The 26974-nt window shown below is 54.7% G+C and carries 23 protein-coding genes and 1 tRNA gene; 16 read left to right on the top strand and 8 right to left on the bottom strand.

Features of this window, described 5'->3' with window-relative positions; all coding sequences use genetic code 11:
- Window positions 1-29 precede the first annotated feature (29 nt).
- The 3 genes from VHE34_RS28430 (at window position 30) to VHE34_RS28420 (ending at window position 3145) form a co-directional block, all read left to right on the top strand.
- On the top strand, window positions 30-1154 hold the full coding sequence (locus VHE34_RS28430) for a quinone-dependent dihydroorotate dehydrogenase (protein ID WP_325594427.1): 1125 nt from the start codon (window positions 30-32) through the stop codon (window positions 1152-1154).
- A 605-nt stretch (window positions 1155-1759) separates the two neighbouring features.
- Window positions 1760-2506, top strand: coding sequence for a TerC family protein (locus VHE34_RS28425; protein ID WP_325594425.1), 747 nt, complete (start codon window positions 1760-1762; stop codon window positions 2504-2506).
- 27 nt (window positions 2507-2533) lie between these two features.
- Entirely contained in the window at window positions 2534-3145 is a 612-nt protein-coding gene (locus tag VHE34_RS28420) for a YdeI/OmpD-associated family protein (protein WP_325594423.1), read from the top strand.
- A 102-nt stretch (window positions 3146-3247) separates the two neighbouring features.
- On the opposite strand, the gene VHE34_RS28415 is transcribed toward VHE34_RS28420, so the two are convergent.
- The 3 genes from VHE34_RS28415 to VHE34_RS28405 form a co-directional block, all read right to left on the bottom strand.
- Entirely contained in the window at window positions 3248-3961 is a 714-nt protein-coding gene (locus VHE34_RS28415; RefSeq protein WP_325594421.1) for an RsmE family RNA methyltransferase, read from the bottom strand.
- Window positions 3962-4163: 202 nt separating this feature from the next.
- A complete protein-coding gene (gene dnaB, locus VHE34_RS28410; RefSeq protein ID WP_325594419.1) occupies window positions 4164-5735 on the bottom strand; it encodes a replicative DNA helicase in 1572 nt (523 codons plus the stop codon).
- A gap of 453 nt (window positions 5736-6188) precedes the next feature.
- Window positions 6189-7820, bottom strand: coding sequence for a DUF6600 domain-containing protein (locus VHE34_RS28405; protein ID WP_325594417.1), 1632 nt, complete (start codon window positions 7818-7820; stop codon window positions 6189-6191).
- Window positions 7821-7947: 127 nt separating this feature from the next.
- Here VHE34_RS28405 and pheT point away from each other — a divergent pair, with 127 nt between their 5' ends.
- The gene (gene pheT, locus VHE34_RS28400; protein WP_325594415.1) at window positions 7948-10374 is read left to right on the top strand and encodes a phenylalanine--tRNA ligase subunit beta; all 2427 of its coding nucleotides are present in this window, start codon (window positions 7948-7950) and stop codon (window positions 10372-10374) included.
- On the top strand, window positions 10374-10703 hold the full coding sequence (locus tag VHE34_RS28395; protein WP_325594413.1) for a hypothetical protein: 330 nt from the start codon (window positions 10374-10376) through the stop codon (window positions 10701-10703). The genes pheT and VHE34_RS28395 overlap by 1 nt, the downstream gene beginning before the upstream one ends.
- Before the next feature lie 7 nt (window positions 10704-10710).
- Here the strand turns inward: VHE34_RS28395 and VHE34_RS28390 are convergent, their stop codons facing one another.
- On the bottom strand, window positions 10711-10965 hold the full coding sequence (locus tag VHE34_RS28390; RefSeq protein ID WP_325594411.1) for a hypothetical protein: 255 nt from the start codon (window positions 10963-10965) through the stop codon (window positions 10711-10713).
- Between the two features lie 148 nt (window positions 10966-11113).
- On the opposite strand from VHE34_RS28390, the gene VHE34_RS28385 reads away from it, so the two are divergent.
- The 6 genes from VHE34_RS28385 (at window position 11114) to VHE34_RS28360 (ending at window position 16707) form a co-directional block, all read left to right on the top strand.
- A complete protein-coding gene (locus tag VHE34_RS28385) occupies window positions 11114-11395 on the top strand; it encodes a cell division protein ZapA (RefSeq protein WP_325594409.1) in 282 nt (93 codons plus the stop codon).
- Window positions 11396-11525: 130 nt separating this feature from the next.
- Entirely contained in the window at window positions 11526-13091 is a 1566-nt protein-coding gene (rny, locus tag VHE34_RS28380) for a ribonuclease Y (protein ID WP_325594407.1), read from the top strand.
- 59 nt (window positions 13092-13150) lie between these two features.
- Window positions 13151-13510, top strand: coding sequence for a 50S ribosomal protein L19 (rplS, locus tag VHE34_RS28375; protein WP_325594405.1), 360 nt, complete (start codon window positions 13151-13153; stop codon window positions 13508-13510).
- Window positions 13511-13706: 196 nt separating this feature from the next.
- Window positions 13707-13952: a twin-arginine translocase TatA/TatE family subunit gene (locus tag VHE34_RS28370; RefSeq protein ID WP_325594401.1), complete on the top strand. Its 246-nt coding sequence runs from the start codon at window positions 13707-13709 to the stop codon at window positions 13950-13952.
- 52 nt (window positions 13953-14004) lie between these two features.
- Entirely contained in the window at window positions 14005-15384 is a 1380-nt protein-coding gene (gatA, locus tag VHE34_RS28365; RefSeq protein ID WP_325594399.1) for an Asp-tRNA(Asn)/Glu-tRNA(Gln) amidotransferase subunit GatA, read from the top strand.
- Between the two features lie 222 nt (window positions 15385-15606).
- Window positions 15607-16707, top strand: a complete 1101-nt coding sequence (locus VHE34_RS28360) for a lytic transglycosylase domain-containing protein (protein ID WP_325594397.1) — start codon at window positions 15607-15609, stop codon at window positions 16705-16707.
- A gap of 50 nt (window positions 16708-16757) precedes the next feature.
- On the opposite strand, the gene VHE34_RS28355 is transcribed toward VHE34_RS28360, so the two are convergent.
- The 4 genes from VHE34_RS28355 to VHE34_RS28340 all read right to left on the bottom strand — a co-directional run bounded on the left by VHE34_RS28355 (window position 16758) and on the right by VHE34_RS28340 (window position 22239).
- Window positions 16758-17969, bottom strand: a complete 1212-nt coding sequence (locus VHE34_RS28355) for an anthranilate synthase component I family protein (RefSeq protein ID WP_325594395.1) — start codon at window positions 17967-17969, stop codon at window positions 16758-16760.
- A 99-nt stretch (window positions 17970-18068) separates the two neighbouring features.
- Window positions 18069-18524, bottom strand: coding sequence for a hypothetical protein (locus VHE34_RS28350; protein ID WP_325594393.1), 456 nt, complete (start codon window positions 18522-18524; stop codon window positions 18069-18071).
- Between the two features lie 138 nt (window positions 18525-18662).
- The gene (locus VHE34_RS28345; RefSeq protein ID WP_325594391.1) at window positions 18663-19937 is read right to left on the bottom strand and encodes an adenylosuccinate synthase; all 1275 of its coding nucleotides are present in this window, start codon (window positions 19935-19937) and stop codon (window positions 18663-18665) included.
- 58 nt (window positions 19938-19995) lie between these two features.
- The gene (locus tag VHE34_RS28340; protein ID WP_325594389.1) at window positions 19996-22239 is read right to left on the bottom strand and encodes a bifunctional (p)ppGpp synthetase/guanosine-3',5'-bis(diphosphate) 3'-pyrophosphohydrolase; all 2244 of its coding nucleotides are present in this window, start codon (window positions 22237-22239) and stop codon (window positions 19996-19998) included.
- Window positions 22240-22305: 66 nt separating this feature from the next.
- On the opposite strand from VHE34_RS28340, the gene VHE34_RS28335 reads away from it, so the two are divergent.
- From VHE34_RS28335 to VHE34_RS28315, 5 genes are all read left to right on the top strand, one after another.
- Window positions 22306-22387, top strand: a tRNA-Leu gene (locus VHE34_RS28335).
- Between the two features lie 207 nt (window positions 22388-22594).
- Window positions 22595-24034 (top strand): MFS transporter, encoded by a 1440-nt coding sequence (locus tag VHE34_RS28330; protein ID WP_325594387.1) that lies wholly within the window; start codon window positions 22595-22597, stop codon window positions 24032-24034.
- 5 nt (window positions 24035-24039) lie between these two features.
- Window positions 24040-25422 carry a trigger factor gene (gene tig / locus VHE34_RS28325; RefSeq protein ID WP_325594384.1) on the top strand — a complete coding sequence of 461 codons (1383 nt, stop codon included), beginning with the start codon at window positions 24040-24042 and terminating at the stop codon, window positions 25420-25422.
- A gap of 123 nt (window positions 25423-25545) precedes the next feature.
- Window positions 25546-26238 carry an ATP-dependent Clp protease proteolytic subunit gene (locus VHE34_RS28320; RefSeq protein WP_325594382.1) on the top strand — a complete coding sequence of 231 codons (693 nt, stop codon included), beginning with the start codon at window positions 25546-25548 and terminating at the stop codon, window positions 26236-26238.
- Window positions 26239-26280: 42 nt separating this feature from the next.
- On the top strand, window positions 26281-26919 hold the full coding sequence (locus tag VHE34_RS28315; protein ID WP_325594379.1) for an ATP-dependent Clp protease proteolytic subunit: 639 nt from the start codon (window positions 26281-26283) through the stop codon (window positions 26917-26919).
- Window positions 26920-26974 lie beyond the last annotated feature (55 nt).

The following is a 26974-nucleotide window of genomic DNA, read 5'->3' as shown; positions in this document are numbered from 1 at the left end:
TCTTGTTCAAAGATAAGAAATTTTTGCGGATGCGTATCTTCGCGGGCATGTATAAGATGCTGCGCACATTGTTGTTCTTTTTTCCTGCGGAGGGGGTCCATCATTTTTCGATGAAAGCGCTCAAGGTATTGTGTAGTTGGGGGGTGATGCGGAGGTTGGTGGCGTGGAGTTGCCGGCCGGAGGGGGTGGGGGCGGCACCCGTCGGGGGTAGTGTGGCGGCTGTGGAGACCGGCGTCCTGGCGAGAACGGTTTGGGGTCTACCCTTCTGCAACCCGGTCGGCCTGGGGGCGGGCTTTGACAAAAATGCACTCTACCTGCGGGAGTTGGAGGCGTTGGGGTTTGGTTTTGTGGAGATCGGGACGGTGACGCCGAAGCCTCAGGCGGGCAATGAAAAGCCCAGGTTGTTCCGGTTGCCGCAGGACCAGGCGTTGATCAACAGGATGGGTTTTAATAATGAGGGGGTGGAGGTGATTGCCGGGCGGCTTCGCGCCTGGCGTAGCGCCTCCGGTGGCGCCGGCAGGACGGGTGCGAGGTTGATCATCGGCGGCAATATCGGGAAGAATAAGGTGACGCCGAATGAGGAGGCCTGGAAGGATTATGACATCTGTTTTCGCGCATTATATGACTATGTCGATTATTTCGTGGTGAATGTGAGCTCGCCGAATACTCCCGGGCTTCGGGCCTTGCAGGAAAAAGAGGCGCTGAGGCGAATCCTGACGCAGCTGCAGGGGGTAAGGGCGGAGTTGGTTGCGGCTGGCGCGCCGCGGCGGCCCTTGCTGTTGAAGATCGCCCCGGACCTGAATGACGCGCAGCTGGACGATGTGGTTGCGCTGGCGCTGGAGATCGGGCTGGACGGGCTGGTGGCTACCAATACCACCGTCAACCGCGAAGGGTTGCTGACGCCGGCCGACCGGCTGGAGGCCATTGGCGCCGGCGGACTCAGCGGCGCGCCGCTGCGCGAGCGGGCGACGGAGGTGTTACAGTATGTGGCCGAACGGTCCGGCGGGCGGATTCCGGTGATTGCTTCGGGGGGTATTTTTACGGCGGCGGATGCGCGGGAGAAGCTAATGGCCGGGGCGGTGCTGGTGCAGGTGTGGACGGGTTTTATTTATGAGGGGCCGTTTATTGTGAATAGGATTTGCCGGGGGTTGTAAATATGCCCAAACGAAAAGACTTCAAAGCCAAATCGATATCGTGCTCAAAATAAAAGCTGAAAAGAAACAATTTTTGAAAAGCAATAATATCGTTCGGATGAAGCTCTACCTATTTCGTTAACCATCGATGCATTTCGTTTATAACTGTTTCATCGGTCGACTGAGACCTAGGCAGGTTGAGAAATCCGTTCAATTTTTGCTCGAAATCCATAGACTTACTTTTGAAGCGATAAAATATTCTGAACATTCCCCTGAAGCAACCTATTTGAAATGCCACCCCAAATATCACCACCTACGACCGTTCCGTTGTGAACAAAGGCGGTTATCGTTACAGTCGGGCTGTTGGGCACGGGAATCCTGTCCCCAGAGGGGTATCTCTCATAATAGCGATAGTGATTAATGGTTAGGGAAAATCGAAACAGGCAGGATTAAAATGACGCATGAAGTAAACAAGAAACGCGTAAAAGAAAAATAGGGGTTACTCTTTATCAAAGAAAATAAAACACGAATAGCGCCTGAGTATGAGTTCGCGGTCGTGCAGAAGCGCAACTTTGCATCACATTCGTTTCAAATCCCTATTTTCGTGGCCTCATAACCGACCTTGAATGCATGCTCTATTCAGTTTCGACTCGCTGATCAGTCTTTTCACCCTATGCCTGCTGGAAATTGTACTGGGCATTGACAATGTGATCTTCGTATCTATTCTGATCGGCCGGCTGCCGGCCAACCGGCACCTGGCCGCGCGACGGATCTGGATGATCGCCGGTATCCTTGTGCGGAGCGGACTCCTGCTGGGCCTGGGCTGGCTGGTGACCAATGGGAACAAAGTGCTGTTTTCCATCGGGCATTGGGGTTTCAGCATCCGGCACCTGATCCTGATCGCCGGCGGTCTTTTCCTGCTGTTCAAGACCGTGCAGGAGATCCATGAGAAGCTGGAGGGCGGTCATGAAGAGGCTGCGGTCAAAGAAGGCGCGGGGCAGAGCTTTGGCGCGATCATGACCCAGCTGATCCTTGTGGATACGGTGTTCTCCTTTGATAGCGTCATCACGGCCGTAGGGCTGGCGCAGCAGGTGATCGTGATGATCACGGCGGTGATCCTGGCGATGATCATCATGTTCTTTTTCTCCCAGACCATCGCCAATTTCATCAACCGCCGCCCTACGCTGAAGATACTGGCGTTGTCTTTTTTGATCATGGTGGGCTTCAGCCTGCTGTTCGAAGGACTGGAGCCTATCCACCACTCCCATATCGACAAGGGATACATCTATTTTTCGATGGTCTTTGCTTTTGGGGTCGAGCTGCTGAATACGCGGGCCCGTAAGAAGGCGCAATCGAAAAAGTCCGGGAAATAAGATATATTAGGAGGAAATAACTCCTTTATGCCCGCCACCGACAAGCGCATCGATGCCTATATCGCGAAATCAGCCGATTTCGCCAAACCCATCCTGAGCCATTTACGCGAGCTGGTGCACAAAGCCTGCCCGGACGCGACCGAAACGATAAAGTGGGGGATGCCCTTCTTCGAATACAACGCTAAACCGCTTTGCAATATGGCCGCCTTCAAGGCCCATTGCAGCTTTGGATTCTGGAATGCGTCGCAGATGAAGGATGCGAACGACAAGCTGCAGGTGAAAGAACGGGGTGCTATGGGAAATTTCGACCGGATCACTACCCTTAAGGACCTCCCCGCCGACAAGGCCATGACCGCGTACATCAAGGAGGCGGCCGCGCTTATCGAGAAGGGGGTCAGGAAGCCGGTCGCAAAAAAGGCGCCGAAGCCGGAGCTGCCGGTGCCGCCGGAACTGGCGGCGGCCCTAAAGAAGAATAAGAAGGCGCAGGCCACATTCGAGGGCTTCTCCCCTTCCCATCGCCGGGAATATATCGAGTGGATCACGGAGGCGAAAACGGACGCCACACGGGAGAAGCGCATAGCCACCACCGTGGAATGGCTGTTGGAAGGGAAGTCGAGGATGTGGAAATATCAAAAATAGTCCTACATTTACGGCGCTATATACAATTTAGTAAGCCCAGACGGCCAACAGACTGGTCATGCAGTCTGTTGCCGCCTGGCACTAGATGAGTACCGCAGGCTATCAGCCGATGCAAAGCAAGGTGGCCGCCACTACTCCGGCGGTTTCAGTCCGCAGCCTGTTGGTTCCCAGGGTTACCGGTATAAATCCTTCGGCAAGTGCTAATTCCACTTCTTTTTGAGAGAAATCCCCTTCCGGTCCGATGAGGATCAATGTGGATGTCGCCGGCTGCGTCCGCACGAGTTCTGCAAGGCTTTGGGTTGGCCGGGGCGCTTCGAGGCAATGGGCGATCAGGCGCTGCTGCGCGCTTGCCGAGGCGATAAGGGAGGGGAAAGAAACGGGTTCCGGCAGATCGGGTAGCCAGGTCTGTTGGGATTGGAGAAGGGCGCTGACGAGGATATTCTGCCAGCGGTCGGGCCGGGTGTGCTGGCGTTCGGTCCGATCGGATAGAAGGGGAACGATGCCGGTCACGCCGATCTCCGTGGCCTTTTCGAGGAACCACTCCAGCCTCGAAGCATTTTTCAGCGGCGATATTGCGATGGTGACGTTCTTTTCCCGTGGTGGGGTATGTTCGATAGAATCGATCCGGACCCGGCATTTCTTCTTATGATCGTCCAGGATCGCCGCGGTGAGGAGGGCGCCTTTTCCGTCGGTGAGGCGGAGCTTTTCCCCCGGCTTCATCCGCAGCACCTGGACGATGTGGCGGGAATTGTCTTCATCGAGAACCAGTTCATCGCCGGCGGAACCGGCCGAGGAGTCGAAAAAATAGGGGAGCATAATGATATGGGGGTAAAGATAAAACAAAAAGGGCCACAGGCCTTTTGGCCGAAGGCCCATCATTAGCCGTTTTCGCGGCGAAGGGATATTTCCGATAACCCCGTAGCCGCGAAAAATAAAAGCCCCTTTGGAGGGGCTGTTTATTTTGCTATTGAATTAGCGAACCTCAGACTCATTTAAGACCGCGGCGGGCGGCGCAAATTCAGAATGGTGTATCATCGTCGTCCATCGGCACGTCCTTCATACGGCTGCCTGCCTGGATATACAGTTTTGCGCCATTATCGTCTCCGCCCTGCACGGGTTTCCAGCTGCCGCCGGGAGGCATACCGATACCGCCGAAATCGTCTTCGCCGTATTCGGTGAACTTCTGGATATGGAGCAGCGCCCGGAGCTTTACCGTATCGAGGGAACCGTTACGGTGCTTTGCAATTTTGACGTGGGTCTCGCCTTTGTTGCTTTCTCCCATCTCATTGGCGGTGATACCATAGTATTCGGGGCGATAGAGGAACATGACCATGTCCGCATCCTGTTCGATGGCGCCGGACTCCCGAAGGTCGCTCAGCTGGGGTATCTTCTCCCCTTCTTTGCGGGATTCTACCGCACGGGATAGCTGGGACAGGGCGATGATAGGTACCTGCAGCTCCTTGGCGAGGCCCTTCAGGGCGCGGGAGATCTGGCTGATCTCCTGTTCGCGGTTGCCGTTCTTGTTATCTCCGCCGCCGCTCATCAGCTGTAGGTAGTCGATGATGATAAACCCGACATTATGCTTGTTTTTGAGCCGGCGGCATTTTGCGCGAAGCTCGAAGATGTTCAGGGCCGGCGTATCGTCGATGAAGATCGGGGCCTTTGCCAGCCGGTCGATCCCTTTCTTATACAGTTGTTTCATCTCATGCTCTTCCAGCCGGCCACGGGCGATCTTTTCCATAAAAATCTCCGATTCGGCACTTAAGATCCGCTGGACAAGCTGGGCCGAGCTCATTTCAAGGCTGAAAAAGGCTACCGGCGTCGGTTTGGTGGGATTCAGGGCCGCATTCCGTGCCAGGTTGAGGGCAAAAGCGGTCTTACCGACGGCAGGCCTGGCCGCAAGAATGATCAGATCCGTTGTCTGCCAGCCATAGGTGATCTTGTCCAGCGATGCAAACCCACTGGGTACCCCGGTGATCTCATCCTGTTTGTGGCGAAGGTCCTCGATCCGCTGGATGGTCTTCACCAGCACGCTATCGATGCTGTCGAAGTTCTTGCGGAGGTGATTGTTGGTGATCTCGAACAGCTTGCTTTCGGCATCATCGAGCAGGTCGAACACGTCGGTGCTGTCCTCGTAAGCGTCCCCGATGATCTCACCGCTGATGCGGATCAGTTCGCGCTGGATGAATTTCTGGAGGATGATCCGGGCGTGGGTCTCGATGTTGGCGGACGAGACGACAGCATTGGTCAGCTTGGTCACGAAATAAGGGCCACCCACCATTTCCAGCTCCTGCCGGGTCTTCAGTTCTTCGACGACGGTGAGGATATCGATCGGCTGGCTTTTCTGGGCCAGGCCCTGCATTGCGCGATAGATGCGCTGATGGCCTTCCAGGTAAAAGCATTCCGGTTTAAGGATCTCCACCACTGTATCGAACGCGCTCTTTTCCAGCATAATAGCGCCAAGTACGGCCTCCTCCAATTCTTTGGCCTGGGGAGGCACCTTGCCATAGACCATGGTGCTAAGGTCCACGGGAGGCTTGCGCCTCATTTTGCTGCGGTCCTTATTGAGATTAAGGTTAGTAAGATCCATAGAAACCGTCCAGAATAAAAATTTTTAAGAAATAGGGTGTCCAGCCGCTATTGCCCTTTTCTTGCGAGGTCTGTTCTTCGCGCTCTTGATCATTAAGGAATTGTTACGACAAGATGAACAGAATGTTACCCGGCGAGTCAGGAGGGCGAATATAGAACTCCTGAATTCGTTGGAAGCATTTTTTCTTTTTCTTTCTTTATCCCTTCAAAATTCACAGGGATATCCACATGGTTCCACAGCTTATACACAGGAGTTCGCGGTCTTTCCACAATTTAAAAAAGTTTTCATTCCCGACGGAGTTAAAATTCACACGCTGTGTGCAGAAAGATTTACGGGGAAATATTTTGTCAGTAGGGTGAAACCACAGAATGTCCTTTGAGGGAATTTTGGATGGCCGGCAGATGGTTCGTCTGCCGGCCAATCCAGATATGGTGCGGGTTATAGCGATAGGGCTCAGGGCCGGTTGTCCCTGTGTTGATCGTCCCTTCGTTGCTGGGGCGGCGTATTATGCCCTGGCGGCGCAGGTTTGGGCGAATTGGCTGCCGGTTTCGGGGCGGGGATCGTGTTCGCGTTCCTGTTATTATTCTGCTGGAAACCTGCAGGTCTGGCCTGAGTTTGCTGGGACTGGGCCGGGTTGTTCCCGCCGCGGTTAAAGCCCGGGTTTCTTGCCGGAGGGTTATTGGCCGGCGGATTGTTCGCAGGCTGACCGGTGGCTGGGGTGTTGTTTACCGGAGTATTATTCGCCGGTTGATTAAACACCGGGCGACCGGCCGGCGGGTTGTTCACCGGCGGGTTATTGGCCGGTTGGGCGCCCGGGCGGACAATGGGGTTCGGATTATTGTTCGCGGGGGAATTTCCGTTGGGCATATTCCAGTTGGGGCGGTTGTGCGCAGGCGGGTTATTGACCGGCTGATTGTTTACCGGGGTATTATTTACCGGTGTATTGTTGGCCGGGAGATTGTTCGGTTGATCCCAATTCGGGCGGCTGCCCGGCTGGTTGTTCACAGGCTGCTGGTTGCCGGGCCGGTTATAGGGATTGTTATTGACCGGCTGGTTATTGGGGTTGTTGGAATAGCCGGGGGTGGTACGGTTCGGTTGATTGTTCCAGCCATTGTGGTTTCCGTTGTTGCCGTTGTTCCCATTGTTGTTATCCCAGCCATTGTGATTGCCGTTGTTCCCGTTATTGTTGTCCCTTCCGTTGTTGTTGCCATAGCTGTTCCGGTTCACGGGCCGGGCGTTGTCCAAAGACTGGAAACGGGAGGGAGCGGGTCGGCCCGCGCCCGGACGGTTATCGCCGCCTCCGGCGGCATTTATGCGGGGGCGATAGACGGCGAAGTCGTTGCCGTTACCGCGGTCGCCGGGGTTGCGGGTATCCCTGATGACGATGGGGCGGACGGGGCGACCGCTGAAGCGGCCCACATCGTTGGGATCGGGACCGCCAAAGTGATGGTTCCGGCCGTTGTTGTTGATCACCGTCGTATTGTTGATGATGGTGGTCCGGTTGATGATCGTGACGTTGTTCGTCTCGCGAACATAATAGTTGTTGATCTGCGGGCTGCCGACATACTGGTGAGGCACAAAACACCAATAGTGTGGGGGTGGGGTGTAGCCGCCGCCGACCGCTACGCTATAGCTGATATTGGGACCCAGAGGAGCCCAGCCGTAGTATTCATCGCTGTTGCGCCATTCCACCCAGGCGGGAGCCCATTCATTGCCGGGCATCCACATCCAGCCATAGCCGTCCTGGAAGAACCAGCGGCCGTAGTGGAAGGTAGCCCAACCCCAGGGGTAGCCGGAATCCCAGGCCCAGCCTTCATCGGTATACACCCAGTGACCGTTCGTCGAGTACGGTTTAAAATCGGGGCCGGCGTCCGGCAACCATACATAACCGTAATCGGGCATTTCGACCCACTGGCCGTAAGGGCTCAGCTGGTCATAAAAGGCCTGGTAAGTGACGTCTTCCGGCGCCGGAGCGGCGACGGGTGCCGGAGGAGGGGGTGGAGGGTCCTGGTGCACCACATAAACCGGTCCGCAGGCGCAAAGGCTAAGGGCAATAGCCCCCAGGAGGAGAAGATGCTTATTCATAGATCAACATTTAGGTTGTTTATAGGACTTTGACATCCCTGCAAAGTTAATGGTATATAAGAGTATTAACATTTGATTATCATATCAAACGAAAAACTTTGCCAAATATTCTACCTTTGGGGCCATTATGACTATCAGTTACAATTGGCTTTGTGATTACCTGCCGGTAGCGATCGAACCGGAGCGATTATCGAAGATTTTGACCTCTATCGGACTTGAAGTCGAGCACCTGGAGGCCTACGAATCGGTAAAAGGAGGCTTAAAGGGGTTGGTCATTGGCGAAGTCCTTGAGTGTCACCCGCACCCCAATGCAGACAAGCTTAAGCTTACAAAGGTCACTATTGGGGGAGCTGAGCCTCTTTCGATCGTCTGCGGGGCATCAAATGTCGCCGCCGGGCAGAAGGTCATCGTTGCCGTTCCGGGTACGACCATCTACCCGGTCAAGGGGGAGCCGCTCACGCTGAAGGTCGCCAAGATCCGCGGGGTGGAAAGCCATGGGATGATCTGCGCCGAGGACGAGATCGGACTGGGTTCAAGCCATGACGGTATCCTTGTTCTACCGGGCGAGGCAAAGCCGGGGACTCCGGCGGCCGACTGGTTCCATCCATATTCGGACTACCTGATAGAGATCGGGCTTACACCCAATCATATGGATGCGATGAGCCATTGGGGTGTCGCGCGGGATGTCTGTGCCTGGCTTTCTCATCATGAGAACAAGGAATACCGGCCCAAAAGGCCATCGGTCAATGCCTTTAAAGCCGACAATAACAGCAGCCCTGTGGCCGTCAGCATCCTGAATACACAAGCCTGCGGCCGCTATTCCGGATTGACGATGAAGGGCATCACGATCCGTGAGGCGCCGCAGTGGATGAAGGACCGGCTGAAAGCGATCGGCATCCGGAGCATCAACAATATCGTGGATATCACCAATTTCATCCTTCACGAGCTGGGGCAGCCTCTTCATGCCTTTGATCTCGACGCCGTCAAGGGCCGCCAGATCGTCGTAAAGAATCTGCCGGAGGGTACTCCCTTTGTGACGCTCGATGAAAAAGAGCGGAAGTTGTCGGCGGAAGACCTCGTCATCTGCAATGCGGAGGATGGGATGGCCATCGCGGGGGTCTTTGGCGGTCTGCACAGCGGCATCAATGACAAAACCAGGGACATCTTCCTGGAAAGCGCCTGGTTCAACCCGACGGATATCCGCAAGACCTCGTTCCGGCATGGGCTGCGCACGGACGCTGCGACGCATTTCGAGAAAGGCATGGATATTTCCGGCACGGTAAATGCGCTTAAAAGAGCGGCCCTGCTGATCAAAGACCTGGCAGGCGGCGAGATCGCCTCCGAGATCGTCGACGTCTATCCGAACCCTGCAGAGAAAGAGCAGGTCAGCCTGAAGTACCACTATCTGAAAAAACTGAGCGGAAAGAGCTATCATCCCGATACCGTGAAAGGCATCCTGCTGTCGCTGGGTTTCGAAATTATAAAGGAAGGGATCGATGATATCGTCGTAGCGGTACCCTGGCACAAGCCGGATATCCACCTGCCGGCCGACCTGGTGGAGGAGATCATGCGGATCGACGGGCTGGACAACATCGATATACCCGCTGCGATAACGACCTCCCCTTCCGTAGAAGCAGATGGTTCGCAGGCCGGCTGGCGGGGAGCGGTGGCACATTACCTGGTGGGGCAGGGGTTCAACGAGATCCTGACCAACTCGATAACGAACAGCGCGTATTTCAGCGAACAGGAGTTAGCCACGACTGTCAGGATGATCAATAATCTCACCGCGGAGCTGAATGTGCTGCGGCCGTCTTTGCTGGAGACCGGGTTGGAATCCATTGGTTTCAACCTCAACCGCAAGAATGGACAATTACGCTTTTTTGAATTCGGCAAGACCTATCATACGGCCAGGGTTGGTGAGTACAGGGAGACCAACCATCTCTGCCTGTATCTGACCGGGATGCTGGAGGAGGGTTCCTGGAAAGGAAAAGGAAAGGAGATCGACTTTTATTATGTGAAGGGGCTTTGCGAAAGCATCTTCCCGATGCTGGGGTTGCAAATCCCCCGCTGGGAGGCGCTGGAACACCCAAAGTTAAGGTCGGGTCTGACCCTTGTCGTGGAGGGAAAGACCTTGTTGGAACTGGGTGCGGTCGATCCCGCACTGCTGAAGCGGTTTGACTGCAAACAAGCGGTGTTCTTTGCCGACTTCCGCTGGGATAGCCTGCTTGAGCTGGCCCTGAAGCGAAAGATCGAGTTCAGGGAACTGCCGCGGCAGCTACCGGTATATCGCGACCTGGCGATGATCGTCGACCAGGCCCTGCCTTATGAGCGGGTGGAAAAAGCCATCCGGGGTATAAAACTGGATAAATTGCGCGAAGTAAAGCTTTTCGATATATTTGAAAGTGAGAAGCTCGGAAAGGGCAAGAAATCGCTGGCTGTCAGCTTTACCTTCCTCGATGAGGAAAAGACGCTGACCGATACCGAGATCGACGGGATGGTGGGACGCATCATGGGTGCGCTGGAAAAAGAGGTTCAGGCCGAGATACGCAAGTAATGAATGAAGATATCAACAGTGAGGGCAGGCTGGGTCCCCCGGCAGGAGAAGCGGAGCTTCGGGTGAGACGGATCCAGGAGAAACTGCAGCAATTGCTGCGGCAACGGGACCTCTTGTTGAAGGAGAACGGAAAGCTTAGGGAGGAGTTGCGCCAGACCCAACAGGATCATACGGACCAGGCGGCGAGGCTGGAACAATTGCAACAACAGGTTGAGATACTAAAAGCGACCAAGGCGGCTATGAGTGAAGGGGAAAAAAGGGCGTTAGAGAAAAGGCTGGGCCAGTACATCCGGGAGATCGACCGGTGTATTGCAATGTTGGGCGAATGATGACCGGTCAGACCCTTTTTACCAATCGCATTTTCATCTCATCCTTTCCACGCGATACTTCGAGGGTGTAGACGCCGTACGGCAGGTCGTTGAGGCCATTCCAATCCAACTCCTGCTGGTCGTTCTCTACCTCTGTTTCCAGATCCCGGCAGACCAGGCCGGCGTCATCCTTTAAGACGGCCCTTAGTAAACATTTTTCTGATTGATCGACCTGGATGGTTAAATGGTCGATGAAGACGGGAGACTTGACTTTTAAAAACATGGCTCTTAGTTTTTAGATAGGGTATTGGTGTTCGACTTTTTTTATAAGGTTGGTTTGTTGTCAATCGTCAGGAAAACCGGTAACCTTTCTCTTTGTCATGCCCCCCTGTGCATAAGGTGTGAATAAATATAAAACAAGTATTTCAACAATGCAAGAGTTAATCCCAATAAATGTGGTCATAGGTGATCGCACTTACCGGATCAAGATCGAACCGCAGGATGAGGAGATTGTCCGGAAGACCTTAAAGTTGATCAACGACAAGGTGATCGAGTACAAGACCCAGTTTGCAGGCCGGGATATGCAGGACTATATTGCCATGGTTGTCCTCTGGTACGCCACTCAGCCGGCCACCGAAGGGGTTCCGGGACTGGACCGGACGGTACTGGACGCGCTTGCCCGCATGGAACAGCAGCTGGACAAGGTTTTATGAGTATGCGTTTGTAGTTTGTTTGCGTGGAACATCCCTTTATTTGGCGTTGATTCATTATCTTCGCCAGCAAACGTCATGGGCGGACCGGTTGTCCGCCAATTGATTTTGAACGATTTAAATATAAAATTCAATGACAGAAACAGTTATTGTCGTCATAGTGGGAGTCCTCGCGCTCGCGGTGGGGTTCGTTCTGGGTAAGGTACTATCGAAGAAAGACGTGCAGGGAAAGATAGACGAGGCCGAAGCCCGGGCGAAAAAGATCGTCAGCGACGCCCAGACGACCGCCACAAGTCTCATAAGAGAGAAACAGTTGGAAGCCAAGGAGAAATTTGTACAACTGAAGGCCGAACACGACAAGGAGATCCTTGAAAAGAACCGGAAGATCAACGATGCTGAGTCCCGGATCAAGCAGAAGGAGCAGAGTATCAATCAGAAAATAGATAATCTGGACAAGCAGGCCAAGGACAATGAGGCCATCAAAGAGAACCTCAATCGCCAGATCGAGGTCGTCAATCATAAGCGTACGGAGCTGGAAAAGCACCAGGAAGAGCATATTCGCAGGCTGGAGAAGATCGCCGGGCTGACCGCCGAGGAGGCCAAATCGCAGTTGGTGGAAAGTCTTCGCCAGGAAGCCCAGAGCCGGGCATTGGCGTTACAGCAGGAGATCATCGACGATGCCAAACAAAAGGCGAACAAGGAGGCCCGGAAGATCATCATCCAGAGCATCCAGCGGACTGCCGCGGAGCAGGCGATCGAGAATTCCATTACCGTTTTCAACCTGGAAAGCGATGAAATAAAGGGGCAGATCATTGGCAGGGAGGGTCGTAATATCCGGGCGATCGAAGCCGCCACGGGTGTCGATCTGATCGTGGACGATACCCCGGAAGCCATTGTTCTTTCCTCCTTCGATCCCCTTCGCAGGGAGATCGCCCGTCTTTCGCTTCAACGGCTGGTCTCCGATGGCCGTATCCACCCGGCGCGGATCGAAGAGATCGTCGAAAAGACCCGGAAGCAGATAGAAGAGCAGGTGATGGAGATTGGTGAGCGCACCGTTATCGAATTGGGTATCCATGGTTTACATAAAGAGCTGGTGCGGATTGTCGGGAAGATGCGGTTCCGTTCTTCCTATGGTCAGAACCTGCTGATGCACAGCCGGGAGGTCGCCAATCTCTGCGGGATCATGGCTGCGGAGCTGGGAATGAACCCCAAGCTGGCAAAGCGGGCGGGGTTATTGCATGATATCGGCAAGGTTCCGGATGAAGAAACGGAACTGAGCCATGCCCTGTTGGGGATGAAACTGGCCGAGAAATATGGTGAGAACCCGGCAGTGGTCAATGCCATCGGCGCCCACCACGACGAGGTCGAGATGCAGTATGTCATCGCCCCCATCATCCAGGCCTGTGACGCCATCAGCGGCGCCCGTCCGGGAGCCCGGCGCGAGATCATGCAGCAGTATCTGCAGAGGATCAAGGACCTGGAAAACCTGGCCCTCTCCTACCCCGGGGTTGAAAAAGCCTATGCCATCCAGGCCGGACGCGAGCTCCGGGTCATCGTGGAGGCCGATAAGGTGACTGATGTGGATAGTGACAAGCTGAGCTTTGAGATCGCCCAGAAGATCCAGACGGAAATGACCTATCCGGGGCAGATCAAGGTGACGGTGATCCGGGAGAAGCGTGCGGTCAATGTCGCCCGGTAAAAAACTTTGTTTTTTACCAGAAAGCTTATTACCTTTGCCATCCTTAAAAAAATGAAGTTATGAACGCTGCTGTAGCTTTTGTACACGAGCAACTGACGGGAAAAAGAGAGTTTCCGAAGTTCAAAGCCGGTGATAATATCACCGTCAACTATAAGATCATCGAAGGAAACAAGGAGCGTATCCAGAGCTTCAAAGGCGACGTGATCAAGCGTCAGGGTACGGGTCACACGGCCACGTTTACCGTGCGGAAGATCTCCGACGGCGTGGGTGTCGAAAGGACCTTCCCCCTGTTCTCCCCCAATATCGATTCGGTTGAGCTGAACAAGGTCGGCCGGGTTCGCCGGGCAAAGCTGTACTTCCAGCGTTCCCGCAGTGGCAAGAGCGCACGTATCAAGGAAAAGAGAATGGTTACCGAATAATCCCGGTACATCAAAACTTTATATTAACAAAAAGGACCGCCGTTGGCGGTCCTTTTCTGTATTTTAATGTTAACTTTACAGCTCAACACCAGCGGACCACGGGTCCGCTGGCCGAAGGCCCATCATTAAACGTGCGAGGGGGGTGGGTTACATTCGGCAGAAAGCGAACCCCCGGGCACATAAAAGAATTCAGATTATGACAACTTTTTTGATCTCGATGCCCGGTGGCTCTGAGTGGGTGCTGATCATCCTGGCCGTTCTCGTATTGTTTGGCGGACGTAAGATCCCCGAATTCATGCGTGGGCTGGGTAAGGGTATCCGTGAGTTCAACGATGCCAAGAACAATGTGAAGAAGGAATTGGAAGAGGGGATGAATGAACCCAACAGGCCCGCCAACAGCGCTCCTGCCAACAGCGCGCCCAGCACTCCTTCTCAGAACTAATCGTTGACGGCTGTTTACTTTTCATTCCATACAAGACTATCATAAAGCCTTATTGGATGGGACCGCTTCTTGTGAAGAGGCGGTCCTTTCCTATTTAACGGCTATCGAGCAACAAAAGGACCTCAACGCCTATATCCACGTATATGGCGAAGAAGCACTTGCCAGGGCACGCGAGCTCGACCGGCAGCGTCGGTCGGGCAAACCGATGGCCCGGCTGCACGGGGTCGTCATCGGGCTGAAAGACGTCATTGCCTACAAGGACCATCCCCTCACCGCCGCCTCCCGCATCCTGGGCGGCTATACCTCGCTTTACAATGCCACGGTCGTCGACAGGATGCTGGCCGAAGAAGCGATCCTCATCGGGCATCTCAACTGCGACGAATTCGCCATGGGATCCAGCAACGAGAACTCGGCCTATGGCAATGTCCTGAACGCCCGTGACAAGAGCCGGGTGCCCGGTGGATCTTCGGGCGGCAGCGCAGTGGCCGTACAGGCCGGTCTCTGCATGCTCAGCCTGGGGAGCGACACCGGTGGGTCGATCCGGCAGCCCGCCGATTTCTGCGGCATTATCGGGCTAAAACCTACCTATGGCAGGGTTTCCCGGTACGGGCTTATCGCCTATGCCTCCTCCTTCGACCAGATCGGCATCTTTGGCCGGTCGGTTCGGGACGTCGCCCTCCTACTGGAGGTGATCGCGGGCGAGGACGAATACGACAGCACCATCAAGCGGCAGGCTCCCCCGGTGTGGAAGGACGCTCCCAGCCAAAAATACCGGATCGCTTATTTCAAAGAGGCCCTGGACCATCCCGGGCTCGACCCGGAGATTCGGGAGACCATTCTTCAGCGGACCGAAGAATGGCGCGAGGCCGGTCATACCGTCGAGGCGATCGATTTCGAGCTGCTGGATTATATCGTCCCGGCCTATTATGTGCTGACCACGGCGGAGGCCTCCTCCAACCTGGCCCGGTTTGACGGCGTCCGCTATGGCTATCGCACCGGCGATCGCCAGCTTGAATTAACAGAGTTTTACAAGCGCACCCGAAGCGAGGGCTTCGGGCGGGAGGTAAAACGACGTATCTTATTGGGAACCTTTGTATTAAGCGCAGGGTTCTACGATGCCTACTTTACCAAGGCACAACAGGTGCGGCGGTTGCTGGTTGAGCGCACCAATCTGATATTCAAAGACTTCGATGTAATTATCCTTCCAACGGCCCCATCTACGGCCTGGCATACCGGTGAGAAAATGGATGATCCCATTTCGATGTATCTCGCTGATATCTATACGGTTTATGCCAATCTAACCGGCATTCCCGGAATCTCCTTACCACTATTCGGCCATACAAATGGCATGCCTTTTGGTGTGCAGGCTATGACAAGTAGATTTAATGAGCTATATTTGCTTCAGTTCTCGCATCAGATGATGCAACAATAAAGTCCTACGAAGATCCTACTCTATGTGACTGAGGGATGTGAAGCGGTTGACTTTCTACTCTCTTGTGTTTTTCCGTTACCTATGAAAGATTGTAGATGCCGATAATGGCTTTCTACCAATCTTGCCGCGGAGCGGCCGTCCGCAAGGACAGGCCTCAGTGCTTTGCCGGGAACATGCCAGTTTCCGGGTGAGCGTGTTCCGGGCACATAAAAACGTTGGACAATGTACAACAAAAGGCTTTTATTGTTGGGAATCACCATCATTGGCTCTGCCTGGATGTCTCCCAGAAAGGTGAACTACCCTCTTCCAAATGAATGTTTTACGGACACCGAGCGGATCGCCTCCAACAACAACTCCCTTCCTCATGTTGCCAATTCCTCCCAGGAGAACACCCTTTCCCAGGAACTTTTCATGGCCGCTTATGTGGGCAGCAGCAACGGCGTTCGCCTCAACCCGAAGGCGCTAAGCTTTATCCAGGACTACCTGGAGGAGGACTGGGATGAGCTCCAGCAGGTGCGCACCTATGGTCGCCCTTATTTCAACCTTATCGAATCGATCCTGGTCCAATATGATCTCCCCAAGGAGCTCAAATACCTGGCGGTGATCGAGTCGAACCTGAAATCCTCCGCCGTCTCCAGGGTGGGCGCCAAAGGCCCCTGGCAGCTGATGCCCCAGACGGCCCGCGAGTTGGGGCTGAAGGTGAACCGCAATATCGACGAGCGGAAGAACTATTACAAGAGCACCCGCGCGGCGGCCGCCTATCTGCGCGATCTGTATAACGAGCTGGGCGACTGGCTGCTCGTCATCGCCGCTTATAATACCGGAACGGTCAATGTCTACCGCGCCATCCACCGCAGCGGCAGCCGTAGCTTCTGGGACCTGGAGAAATACCTGCCCGCGGAGTCCCGTGCCCACGTCAAGAAATTCATCGGTACCCAATATATGTTCGAGGGTCAGGGCAGTGTTACGACACTTACCCGCGAAGAGGCCCGGCAACAGCTTACAGGCTCGGCCATGTATGTCTTCCATCGCGATCTCTCCGCGCAGGAGCTGACCCAATCCAGGTCGGTCGTGGTCACGGGGAAATATCAATCCTCGGCGATAGTAAAATACACGTTGATGGACCAAGCCACCTTCGACCGGTACAATCCTTCCTTTGACAAGGTCATGGCCAGCGCCAACAACAGCTATGATCTGAAGCTGCCCGCGGACAAAATGCAGCTTTTTGCGGCAAACAAGTATGATATTCTCCGGGAATCGGCCGAAGCGATGAGTAACGATTCGGCTGACAGTGCGGGACAAGGGGTGGCTTTGAACAAATGATCTTTTGATACCAGACCGATACCAACGGGGGCCTTTTCGAGGCCCCTTTTTTATTGCCCAAGCGCCTTGAGGATGCCTTCCGCCTTGACCAGGCATTCCTCGTATTCCGCCTGGGGGTCACTGTACCAGGTGATCCCCGAGCCTACCTGGTAGGAAAGATACCGGCTCTGCTGGTTGTAGAGAAGGCTGCGGATGACGACGTTCATGTCCAGATCGCCACCGGGGGTGACATACCCCACCGCGCCGGAGAAGAGCCCGCGGCGGGAGCGCTCGTACCGGGCGATCAGCTGGGTGACCCGGTGCTTGGGGGCGCCCGTCATCGAACCCATAGGGAAGCAATGCCGCAGGGTATCCGTCCAATCCAATCCCGGGAGCAGGGTCCCCGTGACGGTGGAGATCATCTGGTACACCTGCGGGAAGGGATAGATGCCAAAGAGTTCGGATACCTGTACCGAACCGGGCCGACAGATGCGGGAAAGATCGTTCCGGACGAGGTCCACGACCATGACGTTTTCGGCGCGGTCTTTGGCGCTGTTGTACAGCTCGAGCCGTCCCTGGCTGTCGGCCTGGGCATCCTGTCGCTGCCGGGGGGCCGTGCCCTTTATCGGCTGTGAAAACAGTGTGTCGCCGGCTTTCTTCAGGAATCGCTCGGGGCTCGCGCAAAGCAGGTAGCGGTGATCGAGCCGGTAAAACGCCGAAAACGGGTTCGGCGACGCCTGGCCCAATGCCCACCAGGTGGCCAGGGGGTCGATGGTCGCAGGTTGGGTGAAGAACTCCTGGCAGAAATTGATCTCGTAACAGTCGCCGCGCAGGATATGGCGGCGAAGCGCTTCCACGGCAGAGAGATATTCCCCACGGGTAAATCGTGGGGTAAACGAGATGGGCGGGAATGCTTGCGGCGGTGTGGTTTGTACGGGCGTGGTTTGTGGCGGGGTCGGCTGGGCGGCGCAGATCTGCTGCCACAGGGCCGCGGGATCTTCCTGTACACTGCCGATAAGGATGCTGTCCTTTTGCAACAGGATCAGATGGGCGGGCTGGAAGAAGAACATATCGGGAAAACCGATAGGGTCGGCGAAATCGCCGGAGACCCCTTCCGTTTCTGCGGTGAGGTCATAGGCCAGATGTCCCAGCAGCCAGTCCTGGCGACCGGCGGCCCATTGTTTCAACTCAGGAAATGCGTTGCCTGCGGGCGCGGTAAAGCTATCTATTGCGCCTACAGCCAATAAGCATTCGAAAGAAGATTCGTAGGAGTGACTGTCCAAAAAACAACAAATGTTGAATGGGAGGGCCCATGTCAACATTTGTCGTTTACTATATTCGTGATCCGTGAGGGGAAATGAAAGGTAGGTCCTTTTCACTTCTTAAAAATCATCTTCTTCTTCCTCAAAACCGCTGTCGTTGAAAAGGTCGAGATCCTTGAAATCGTCGTCGAGGCCAAGGTCTTCATCGTCGCCCTTTGTCGACTTTTTGGAGGTGTTGCCTCCTGTGCTCTTTTTGGTCTTGGATTTAGGAATATCGAACTCGTCGAAATCGGGGTCCCATTCTTCCTCTTCCTCTACCTTTTCCCATTCGTCTACTTCTTCATAATCTTCTCCGTCGTCGTCGTCATCGTCGTCATCCTCTTTCTTTGATTTTGACGTGGCTTTGGACGCAGGTTTCTTCGACGCCTTTGGTGCATCATCATCATCGACAATATCGTCGTCATCGTCATCGTCGTCGGCCGGTTTCCTGGCTTTCGGTGATGGTTTTTCCGTTTCCTTTGGTTGAGGCGCGGATTTCTTTGAACCCTTTCCCTCCTTATCAGATTTTGGTGCCATGTCCAATAAGATTGTTATGTAAATTTTCAGCGAAGTTTTTAATCCGCCAAATTTTTTTAAAATTAATTTTTATCCCAAAAACCCGATGAAAATTACAACGGGAAGCAGCGCTGCCGCTTGTTATTTGTCCTTTGATGATCATCCTTTGTCCAGATTCTCAATAAGCTGATCCCGGCCGGGGCCGTTGGAAATATAGGCGATCCTGACTCCCAGGTATTTATTGATAAATTGCACATATTCGCACATTTTTCCGGGCAGCTGATCATATTTTTTGAGTGCGGTGATATCCGTTTTCCAGCCTTCGAAAGACTGCAACTGGGGTTCGATCTTTACCTTGTTCATCTGGAAGGGGATCTCGTTGGTGGTCTCGCCGTTGACCTTGTAGGCCGTACATATCTTCAGTTCGCCAAAGGTGTCCAGCACGTCGGCTTTGGTCATGACGATCTTTGTCACTCCATTGATCATGCAGGCGAATTTCAGGGCGACCCCGTCGATCCAGCCGCAACGGCGCGGACGGCCGGTGGTGGCGCCGAACTCATTGCCGACACGGCGGAGCTCTTCGCCTGTGGCGTCTTCGAGTTCCGTAGGGAAGGGGCCGCTGCCGACGCGGGTACAATAGGCTTTGCTGACACCGATCACATCGCGGATCTTTTGCGGCGCTACGCCGAGACCGGTGCAGACGCCGGCGGAGATGGTGTTGGAGGAGGTGACAAAGGGGAAGGTACCGAAATCCACATCCAGCATGCTTCCCTGGGCGCCTTCGGCGAGGACCTTCTTTCCTTCGGCGATCCTGTCATTGACGAAGTATTCGCCGTTGACGATCTTGAATTGCCGCATGAACTCCAGCGCTTCGAAGAATTCCTCTTCCCATTCGGAGATATCCTCATGGAAGTTGAGGCTGTCGAGCAGCTTTTGGTGTTTGAGGCGGAGCTTTATATATTGGGTGGTGAAGCTTTTGTCCAGCAGATCGCCTACCCGCAGGCCATTACGCCCGGTCTTATCCATATAGGCGGGGCCGATGCCCTTGAGGGTGCTGCCGATCTTTTCCTGTCCCTTTGACATTTCTGAGGCCTTGTCCAGCGCCCGGTGGGTCGGCAGGATCAGGTGGGTCCGTTGAGAGATATACAGGTTCTTCCGGTAGTCTACCCCGAAGGATGCGACGGACTCGCATTCCCGTTTGAGCGTTACGGGGTCGAGAACGACGCCGTTGCCGATCAGGTTCATAGTCTTCTCGTGGAAGATACCGGAGGGTATTTGGTGCAGTACGATCTTTTTGTCGTTTACGTAGAGCGTATGGCCGGCGTTCGGGCCACCCTGGAAGCGGGCGATCAGGTCGTAGCGGGGCGCAAAATAGTCTACTATCTTTCCTTTTCCTTCATCGCCCCACTGGAGGCCTAAGATTACGTCTACCATTCGATGATTAATTGAGGCGGCAAAAATAGGTGATGTGCGGGTTTTTATGAAAGATAAATTAGGAGGCGGTCTCGGTATCATATCTGACCACCGTATTGATCCCGTTCAGCTGTTTGAGCCGGATAACCAGTTCGTCGAGCTCTTCCTTGTCGTGGACATAGATGCGGATATTCCCTTCGAAGAGGCCGTCCTTTGCCTCGATGGTCAGCGCGGCGATGTTGAGCTTCAGCTCGCCGGAGATGAGGTTGGTGATCTTATTGATGACCCCCACGTCGTCCATTCCGACGATGCGGATACCGGTGAGGAAGGAGATCTCTTTATTCTTGGCCCATTTTGTCTTTACGACCCGGTGACCGTAGTTGGCCATCAGTTTGGCGGCGTTGGGACAATTGGTGCGGTGGATGGTCAGGCCCTTTCCGACGGAAACGAACCCGAAGACGTCGTCGCCGGGGATGGGTTTACAGCAGTTGGCGAGGGTGTAGACGATGCGGTCGCTGCTTTCGCCGAAGATGATCAGTTCGGTATCCTTGCGGGGGACGGATGGCGCCGCGTTGTCCGCCGGGCGTTGTTCCGCCGGCCGGACGGGTTTGGGTGGCTCGAGCCTGTCGCCCAATACCTGGAATTCCTTAAGCTCCTTCAGGTCGATATTGCGGACCGATACCTGGTAAAAGAAGTCCAGGGAGGATGACAGCTTGTAAAAAGCGGTGAGGATGTCGATATTATGCTGGTTGTAGGCGGCGCCGAAATTCTCGAGCCGGCGCTGAACGATATATTTCCCTTCGTCGGCGATCTTTCGTTTCTCTTCTTTGAGGGCGTCCTTGATCTTGCTTTTCGCCTTGGCCGTGACGACGATACCCAGCCAGTCTTCGTTCGGTTTCTGCTTACCGGAGGTGATGATCTCGACCTGGTCACCGCTGCGCAGCTTATGGCTGATCGGCACCAGCTTGTGATTCACCTTTGCGCCGATACACTGCACCCCGATGGCGCTGTGGATCGAAAAGGCGAAGTCCAGCGCCGTCGAGCCGACGGGCAGCATCTTGACGTCGCCTTTTGGCGTATAGACATAGATCTCCTCGGCAAGGAAACTGGTCTTGAAGTCCTGCAGGAAGTCGATGGAGTCGTTATCCTGGTTGTTCAGCACCTCCCGGATCTGTTGGAACCATTTGTCGAAACGGCTTTCGTCGGCGGCGCCTTCCTTGTATTTCCAGTGGGCCGCCAAGCCTTTTTCGGCGATCTCGTTCATCCGTTTGGACCGGATCTGAACCTCGACCCATTTCCCCTGGGGCCCCATCACGGTGGTATGCAGGGCCTCATAGCCGTTGGACTTGGGATTGCTGAGCCAGTCCCGAAGCCGTTCGGGTGAGGGATTGTATTCGTCGGTGATCATGGAATACACTTTCCAGCAATCTTCCTTTTCCTTTTCCGGTGGGGAGTTGAGGATGACGCGGATCGCGAACAGATCGTACACCTCTTCAAAGGCGACACCTTTCTTCCGCATCTTGTTCCAGATGGAATGGATGCTTTTGGGCCGGCCGTAGATATCGAAGTCGAAACCGCCGGCCTTATCCAGTTTGTCTTTTAAGGGCTTGATGAATTCGTTGATATAGCGGGAGCGTTCGCGTTTGGTCTCGGCCAGCTTGCGGGCTATCTCGCGGTATTCTTCCGGCTCGAGGTATTTCATTGCGAGGTCTTCCAGCTCGGTCTTTATCGTATAGAGGCCCATCCGGTGGGCCAGGGGGGCGTACACGTACACCGTTTCGGAGGCGATCTTCAGCTGTTTCTCCCGTTTCATGCTATCCAGGGTCCGCATGTTATGCAGGCGATCGGCCAGCTTGATGAGAATGACCCGGGGATCGTCCGTCAGGGTGAGCAGGATCTTCTTGAAATTTTCGGCCTGGCGGGAGGCGTTGACATCCACCACATTGGATATCTTCGTCAACCCGTCGACAATCCTCGCGATCTCGCCGCTGAACTCGCGTTCGATGTCTTCCAGGGTGATATCGGTGTCTTCGACCGTATCGTGAAGCAGGGCGCAGATGGTGGACCGGACGCCGAGGCCGATCTCTTCCGAGCAGATCCTGGCCACGGCCAGGGGGTGGAGGATGTAGGGTTCGCCACTTTTGCGGCGCATGGTCTTATGCGCTTCGGCGGCCATTTCGAAGGCGGTGCGTAAAAGTTCTTTGTCGCCCAGCTTCAGCTTGGGCTTCAGGGAACGAAGGAGGGCACGGTACTCACGTAGAATTAATTTTTTCTCCTGGTCTTCCGTAAGATTGTATTTCGGTATCGCTGCTACTGTATCCATTCTACTTCACAATTTACAAAAAAAAGACCTAGTTTTGCGGGCCTTCTTAAAGCGAGACAATGTGACGCGGGCGTGGCGAAATTGGCAGACGCACCAGACTTAGGATCTGGCGCCGCAAGGCATGTAGGTTCGACTCCTATCGCCCGCACTCATTAAAAATCAACGGCTTACTGCCGTGTGGACCACTTCTCCCCTTTCATTCAGCATTTCGATAACGGGTTCATTCTTTTTACTGACATAATAGATGCGCAGGCGGGGGGATGCCTTTGTGCTGGTTACTTGCCTGATTTGAGAACATTCGTAACAAACTTAAATATTCTGTAGCTGATTTTTACTATTGCTCTAGTTTCCCCATATGAAAAGTCCATTTAGTCCCCGGCAGCGGATCCTGTTGTGGCTGGCCTGTTCGGCCATCTTCTTCGAGGCCTTCGACGTATCGATCGTCAATCTGTCGCTTCCGCTGATGGCGTCCAGCCTGGGGCTTTCGCTCGCGGCCGCGCAGTGGGTGCAGACCCTGTACCTGCTGAGCTTTGGCGGTTTCCTGCTGCTGGGGGGCAGGCTCTGCGACTATGCAGGGAGCCGGCTGATCTTTCTGGCCGGGATGGGCTTGTTCGGGGCGGCATCGGCGTTGGGGTATGCGAGTCATCATCTTTGGTCCCTGTTGCCGGCGAGGGCCGGCCAGGGGATCGGTGCGGCGCTGGCGATGCCTGCGGGGATCTCGCTGCTGTCCCGCTATTTCCCGGCCGGTGAGCGGCAGCAGACCGCTTTCGGCATCTTTGGGGCTTTTGCCGCGGTTGGCTTTGCCGGCGGGCTGGCGCTGGGCGGGATGATCGCCACCCTTTTCGACTGGCATTGGATCTTTGGCATCAATATCCCCGTGATCGCGATCGTGCTGTGGGGTGGTAGCCGGTTCATTCCCCGGGATGGGACTGTGTCCGGGGGAGTGGAGGGCCGGTCGGCGGCTGTGTCCGGGGGCGGGGTAGCTGCGCGTTCGGTGGCTGCACCCAATGGTTGGATGGCGGCCTGGCTGACGGTTACGCTGGTGTTGTTCAGCTATGCTATCCATGAGGCGGCGGGGCTGGGTTGGCTGGTGTTGCCCGGTCTGGGGTTGGCGGTGGGTTCGGGCATCGTTCTGTTACGGGTGGACCGGCGAAAGACCCGCCCCTTTTTTGGGTCGGGGGTGTATCCGGACCGGGAGGCGTACCGGGGGCTGACGGGCTTTATCCTGCTTGGGGCGGCGTTCCTGCCCTTTGTCTTCACATGTACGTTGAGTCTTTATACGCTGCTGGGCCGAAGCATCCTGGCCATCGGTCTGCTCCTTTTTCCGTACAGTATTGGATCGGCACTGGTTTCCAAATATTTGCTGCCGGTACTGTTCCGGCGACTTAGTCCCAGGGGTGTGGGCATTCTGTCCATAGCGCTGCTGCTGGCGGGCGATGTACTTCTGATGGCCGGCATTTCCAGCCATTGGAAGGGATGGTGGCTGGCGGCGTTGCTGCTGGTGAACACCTTTTCCATTTCGATTGGTTACCCGGCTTTTACGGTCCTTTCCCTGACAGGGGTGCCGCCCGAAAGGCAGGGTATCGCGGCGGGTATCCAGTCTACCCTCAATACTATCGGATCGGGGCTGGGGGTGTCGTTGATCGGGCTTTGCCTGGCGGCCGGGGTGACGGGTGCTTCTCTTTTTGCCTGTTGTTTGATCGTTGGGGTCCTGTGCTTGCTAGCGCTTTTTGGGCTGGCGTGGCGCTTCGCGCCTAAAAAAGCCGTACCTTTGCCCCCCGATTTAAACTTATAGCAATTATGGCAACAGTAACAAGGGAGAATATCGGACTGCTGACGGACAAAATCACCGTCAACGTCTCAAAGGGCGATTACCTGCCTTCTTTCGAGAAATCTCTGAAACAATATGGCAAGCAGGCGAACATTCCCGGCTTTCGCAAGGGGATGGTTCCCGCCGGTCTCATCAAGAAGATGTATGGCAACTCCGTCTTTACCGACGAAGTGCTGAGGACGGTAGAAAAAGAGCTTACCACCTATATGTCGAACGAAAAGCTGGAGATCTTTGCCCAGCCGTTGCCCCTGCCGGACAATGATTCCCGGCAGATCGACATCAACAACCCCGCCGACTATTCCTTTGCGTTCGAGATCGGTCTGAAGCCTGCTTTTGCGCTGGCCGATCTGGGTTCGGCCCGGCTGACCCGGTTGAAGGTGGAGGTTACCCCCGCCTTGATCGACGAAGAGGTCGAGCGCCAGCGCACCCGCAACGGCAAAATGGCCGACCAGGAGGCTGTGAACAGCGATGAGAACGTGCTCAACCTGTTATTCACGGAATCGGACGCCGAGGGACAACCGATCGAAGGCGGTATCCAAAAGGACAATTCGCTGCTGGTAAAATATTTTAACGAGGCTACCCGGCCGAAGTGGATGGGCCTGAAGAAGGACGACTTCCTCGTTCTCCAGCTTTCGCAGGCTTTTGAGGCGAAGGAACGGGAGTGGGTGCTGGGCGATCTCGGCATCGACAAGAATGATGCAGCAGGCGCCGACAAATATTTCAAGGCCACCATCACGCGGGTTGGGCTGATCGAAAAGCCCGAGCTGAACGAAGAGTTCTTCAAGACCGCCTATCCGGGCAGGGAGATCGCTACGGAAGACGCGTTCCGCGATGCGGTGAAGGGCGATATCCAGGCTTACTGGGACGGACAGAGCCGCAACCAGCTGCAACATACGCTTTATCATGTACTGCTGGACCAGACGAAGATCGACTTCCCCGAGGACTTCCTCAAGCGCTGGATGCAAACGGGTGGTGAGCAGCCCAAGAGCCAGGCCGAGGTGGAGCAGGAGTTTCCTTCTTTTGTGAACCAGCTGAAATGGACACTGATCGTGGATAAGGTTACCCGCGAGAATAATATCGAGGTAAGCGCCGAGGATATCCGGGCCTTTGCAAAGCAGCAGCTGTTTGGATACATGGGAATGCCGGTCGGGGGGGAAGAACAGCCCTGGGTAGCCGACTATGTCCAGCGGATGATGCAGGACCGGAAGTTCGTGGAGGACACGATGCACCGGATTCAGACCGAGAAGGTGTTTGGCTGGGCGGAGACGCAGATCCATCCGACAGACAAGCCGGTGAGTGTGGATGAGTTCAAGCAGCTGCTGGAAGAGCATGAGCACCATCATCATCACTAATGAATTAAAAAGGCCCGCTCCCTGAGCGGGCTTTTTTATGCCGGAATGTCAGTTTTTTGGCAATTTGAAAGTTTGGACGGAGATTTGAACGGGATTTTACCGATCATCTAGAAAAATACGATTATGAATCAGGCAAATGAATTTGAGAAATATGCTGTGAAGCACCGTGGTATTTCCAGCAACACGTTAAACGACTACAATAAGTACACTGTCACGAATCTTACTCCGAACATTATTGAAGAGCGGCCGATGAATGTGGCCGTCATGGATGTTTACAGCCGGCTGATGATGGACCGGATCATCTTCCTTGGCTATCCGATCAACGAGGAAGTGGCCAATATCGTCACGGCGCAGCTGCTTTTCCTGGACAGTACGGACAGGCACCGGGATATCCAGATGTACATCAACTGTCCCGGCGGCAGCGTCTACTCCGGGTTGGGTGTCTATGACACGATGCAGTATGTGACTCCCGATGTGGCTACGATCTGTATCGGGATGGCTGCTTCGATGGGACAAGTGCTGATGTGCGCCGGCACGAAGGGCAAGCGTACAGCGCTTAAGCACGCCCGGGTCATGATGCATCAGCCCAGCGGAGCCATCGGCGGGCAGACCAGCGACATCGAGATCACGGTCAACGAGATCAAGAAGCTGCGCAAGGAGCTGTATGAGATCACGGCGTTTCATACCGGCAAGACGGCAAAACAGGTGGAGAAGGATAGCGATCGCGATTACTGGCTGACGGCGCAGGAAGCGAAGGAATATGGGCTGGTGGATGAAGTATTGTTGCTGAACCCCAGAAAAGAGAACAGAGAATAGGCTATCACACAATAGAAAATTTCAATTACAAAAAACATGATCATGAACTATTCAAAATATTTGTTGAACCCTACCCGGCTGGAGGATGAACCCGATGAAAAGGAGAAGCCCGATGAGAAAGGGCCCGAGCAGGGTATCCTGGCGAAGAAGATGGAGAAGTATTTTTTCGAGAGCCGGAGCGTAGAGCTTTGGGGACCCGTCGACGACAAATCGGCAAAAGAGGTGGTTACCAAACTGAAGCTTCTGGATGCCGACAAGCCCGGTGAGGAGATCAAGTTCTTTATCAACAGCCCCGGCGGCGTGGTGACCTCCGGGTTTATCATCTATGACACCATGAAGATGCTGAAAAGCCCGGTCAGTACGATCTGTATGGGCCTGGCGGCGTCCATGGGGTCAATCCTGCTTAGCGGTGGGGAAAAAGGTCGCCGATATGTGTATCCGTTGTCGGAGATCATGATCCATCAGCCCAGCCTTGGCGGTTATATGCAGGGAGTCAGCGTCGACCTGGAGATCACGGCAAAACAGACCCGGCGGGTGAAGGATATCAGCGCGCGGATACTGGCTGAGAATTGCGGCAAGAAGTTTGAACAGGTGATGAAGGACTTTGACAGGGATTACTGGATGGATGCCAAAGAAGCGATCGAATATGGGATCGTTGATGCGGTATTTGATAAATTATAACACAACTATTTGATTTACAACGGGGTCCCGGCGACGCCGGGACCCCGTTTCTTTT

It is taken from the genome of Puia sp., from assembly GCF_035546395.1.
Lineage (GTDB): Bacteria > Bacteroidota > Bacteroidia > Chitinophagales > Chitinophagaceae > Puia.
This window is presented reverse-complemented; position numbering and strand designations above follow the sequence as displayed.

Excerpts from the sequence above, each read along its gene's own strand:
- rny (WP_325594407.1), top strand. The coding sequence starts at position 11,526 with ATGACAGAAACAGTTATTGTCGTCATAGTGGGAGTCCTCGCGCTCGCG.
- VHE34_RS28385 (WP_325594409.1), top strand. The coding sequence starts at position 11,114 with ATGCAAGAGTTAATCCCAATAAATGTGGTCATAGGTGATCGCACTTAC.
- VHE34_RS28430 (WP_325594427.1), top strand. The coding sequence starts at position 30 with ATGCGTATCTTCGCGGGCATGTATAAGATGCTGCGCACATTGTTGTTC.
- VHE34_RS28320 (WP_325594382.1), top strand. The coding sequence starts at position 25,546 with ATGAATCAGGCAAATGAATTTGAGAAATATGCTGTGAAGCACCGTGGT.
- VHE34_RS28415 (WP_325594421.1), bottom strand. The coding sequence starts at position 3,961 with ATGCTCCCCTATTTTTTCGACTCCTCGGCCGGTTCCGCCGGCGATGAA.
- VHE34_RS28370 (WP_325594401.1), top strand. The coding sequence starts at position 13,707 with ATGACAACTTTTTTGATCTCGATGCCCGGTGGCTCTGAGTGGGTGCTG.
- VHE34_RS28340 (WP_325594389.1), bottom strand. The coding sequence starts at position 22,239 with ATGGATACAGTAGCAGCGATACCGAAATACAATCTTACGGAAGACCAG.
- VHE34_RS28425 (WP_325594425.1), top strand. The coding sequence starts at position 1,760 with ATGCATGCTCTATTCAGTTTCGACTCGCTGATCAGTCTTTTCACCCTA.
- VHE34_RS28350 (WP_325594393.1), bottom strand. The coding sequence starts at position 18,524 with ATGGCACCAAAATCTGATAAGGAGGGAAAGGGTTCAAAGAAATCCGCG.
- VHE34_RS28345 (WP_325594391.1), bottom strand. The coding sequence starts at position 19,937 with ATGGTAGACGTAATCTTAGGCCTCCAGTGGGGCGATGAAGGAAAAGGA.
- tig (WP_325594384.1), top strand. The coding sequence starts at position 24,040 with ATGGCAACAGTAACAAGGGAGAATATCGGACTGCTGACGGACAAAATC.
- rplS (WP_325594405.1), top strand. The coding sequence starts at position 13,151 with ATGAACGCTGCTGTAGCTTTTGTACACGAGCAACTGACGGGAAAAAGA.
- VHE34_RS28315 (WP_325594379.1), top strand. The coding sequence starts at position 26,281 with ATGAACTATTCAAAATATTTGTTGAACCCTACCCGGCTGGAGGATGAA.
- VHE34_RS28395 (WP_325594413.1), top strand. The coding sequence starts at position 10,374 with ATGAATGAAGATATCAACAGTGAGGGCAGGCTGGGTCCCCCGGCAGGA.
- dnaB (WP_325594419.1), bottom strand. The coding sequence starts at position 5,735 with ATGGATCTTACTAACCTTAATCTCAATAAGGACCGCAGCAAAATGAGG.
- VHE34_RS28330 (WP_325594387.1), top strand. The coding sequence starts at position 22,595 with ATGAAAAGTCCATTTAGTCCCCGGCAGCGGATCCTGTTGTGGCTGGCC.
- VHE34_RS28390 (WP_325594411.1), bottom strand. The coding sequence starts at position 10,965 with ATGTTTTTAAAAGTCAAGTCTCCCGTCTTCATCGACCATTTAACCATC.
- pheT (WP_325594415.1), top strand. The coding sequence starts at position 7,948 with ATGACTATCAGTTACAATTGGCTTTGTGATTACCTGCCGGTAGCGATC.
- VHE34_RS28405 (WP_325594417.1), bottom strand. The coding sequence starts at position 7,820 with ATGAATAAGCATCTTCTCCTCCTGGGGGCTATTGCCCTTAGCCTTTGC.
- VHE34_RS28420 (WP_325594423.1), top strand. The coding sequence starts at position 2,534 with ATGCCCGCCACCGACAAGCGCATCGATGCCTATATCGCGAAATCAGCC.
- VHE34_RS28360 (WP_325594397.1), top strand. The coding sequence starts at position 15,607 with ATGTACAACAAAAGGCTTTTATTGTTGGGAATCACCATCATTGGCTCT.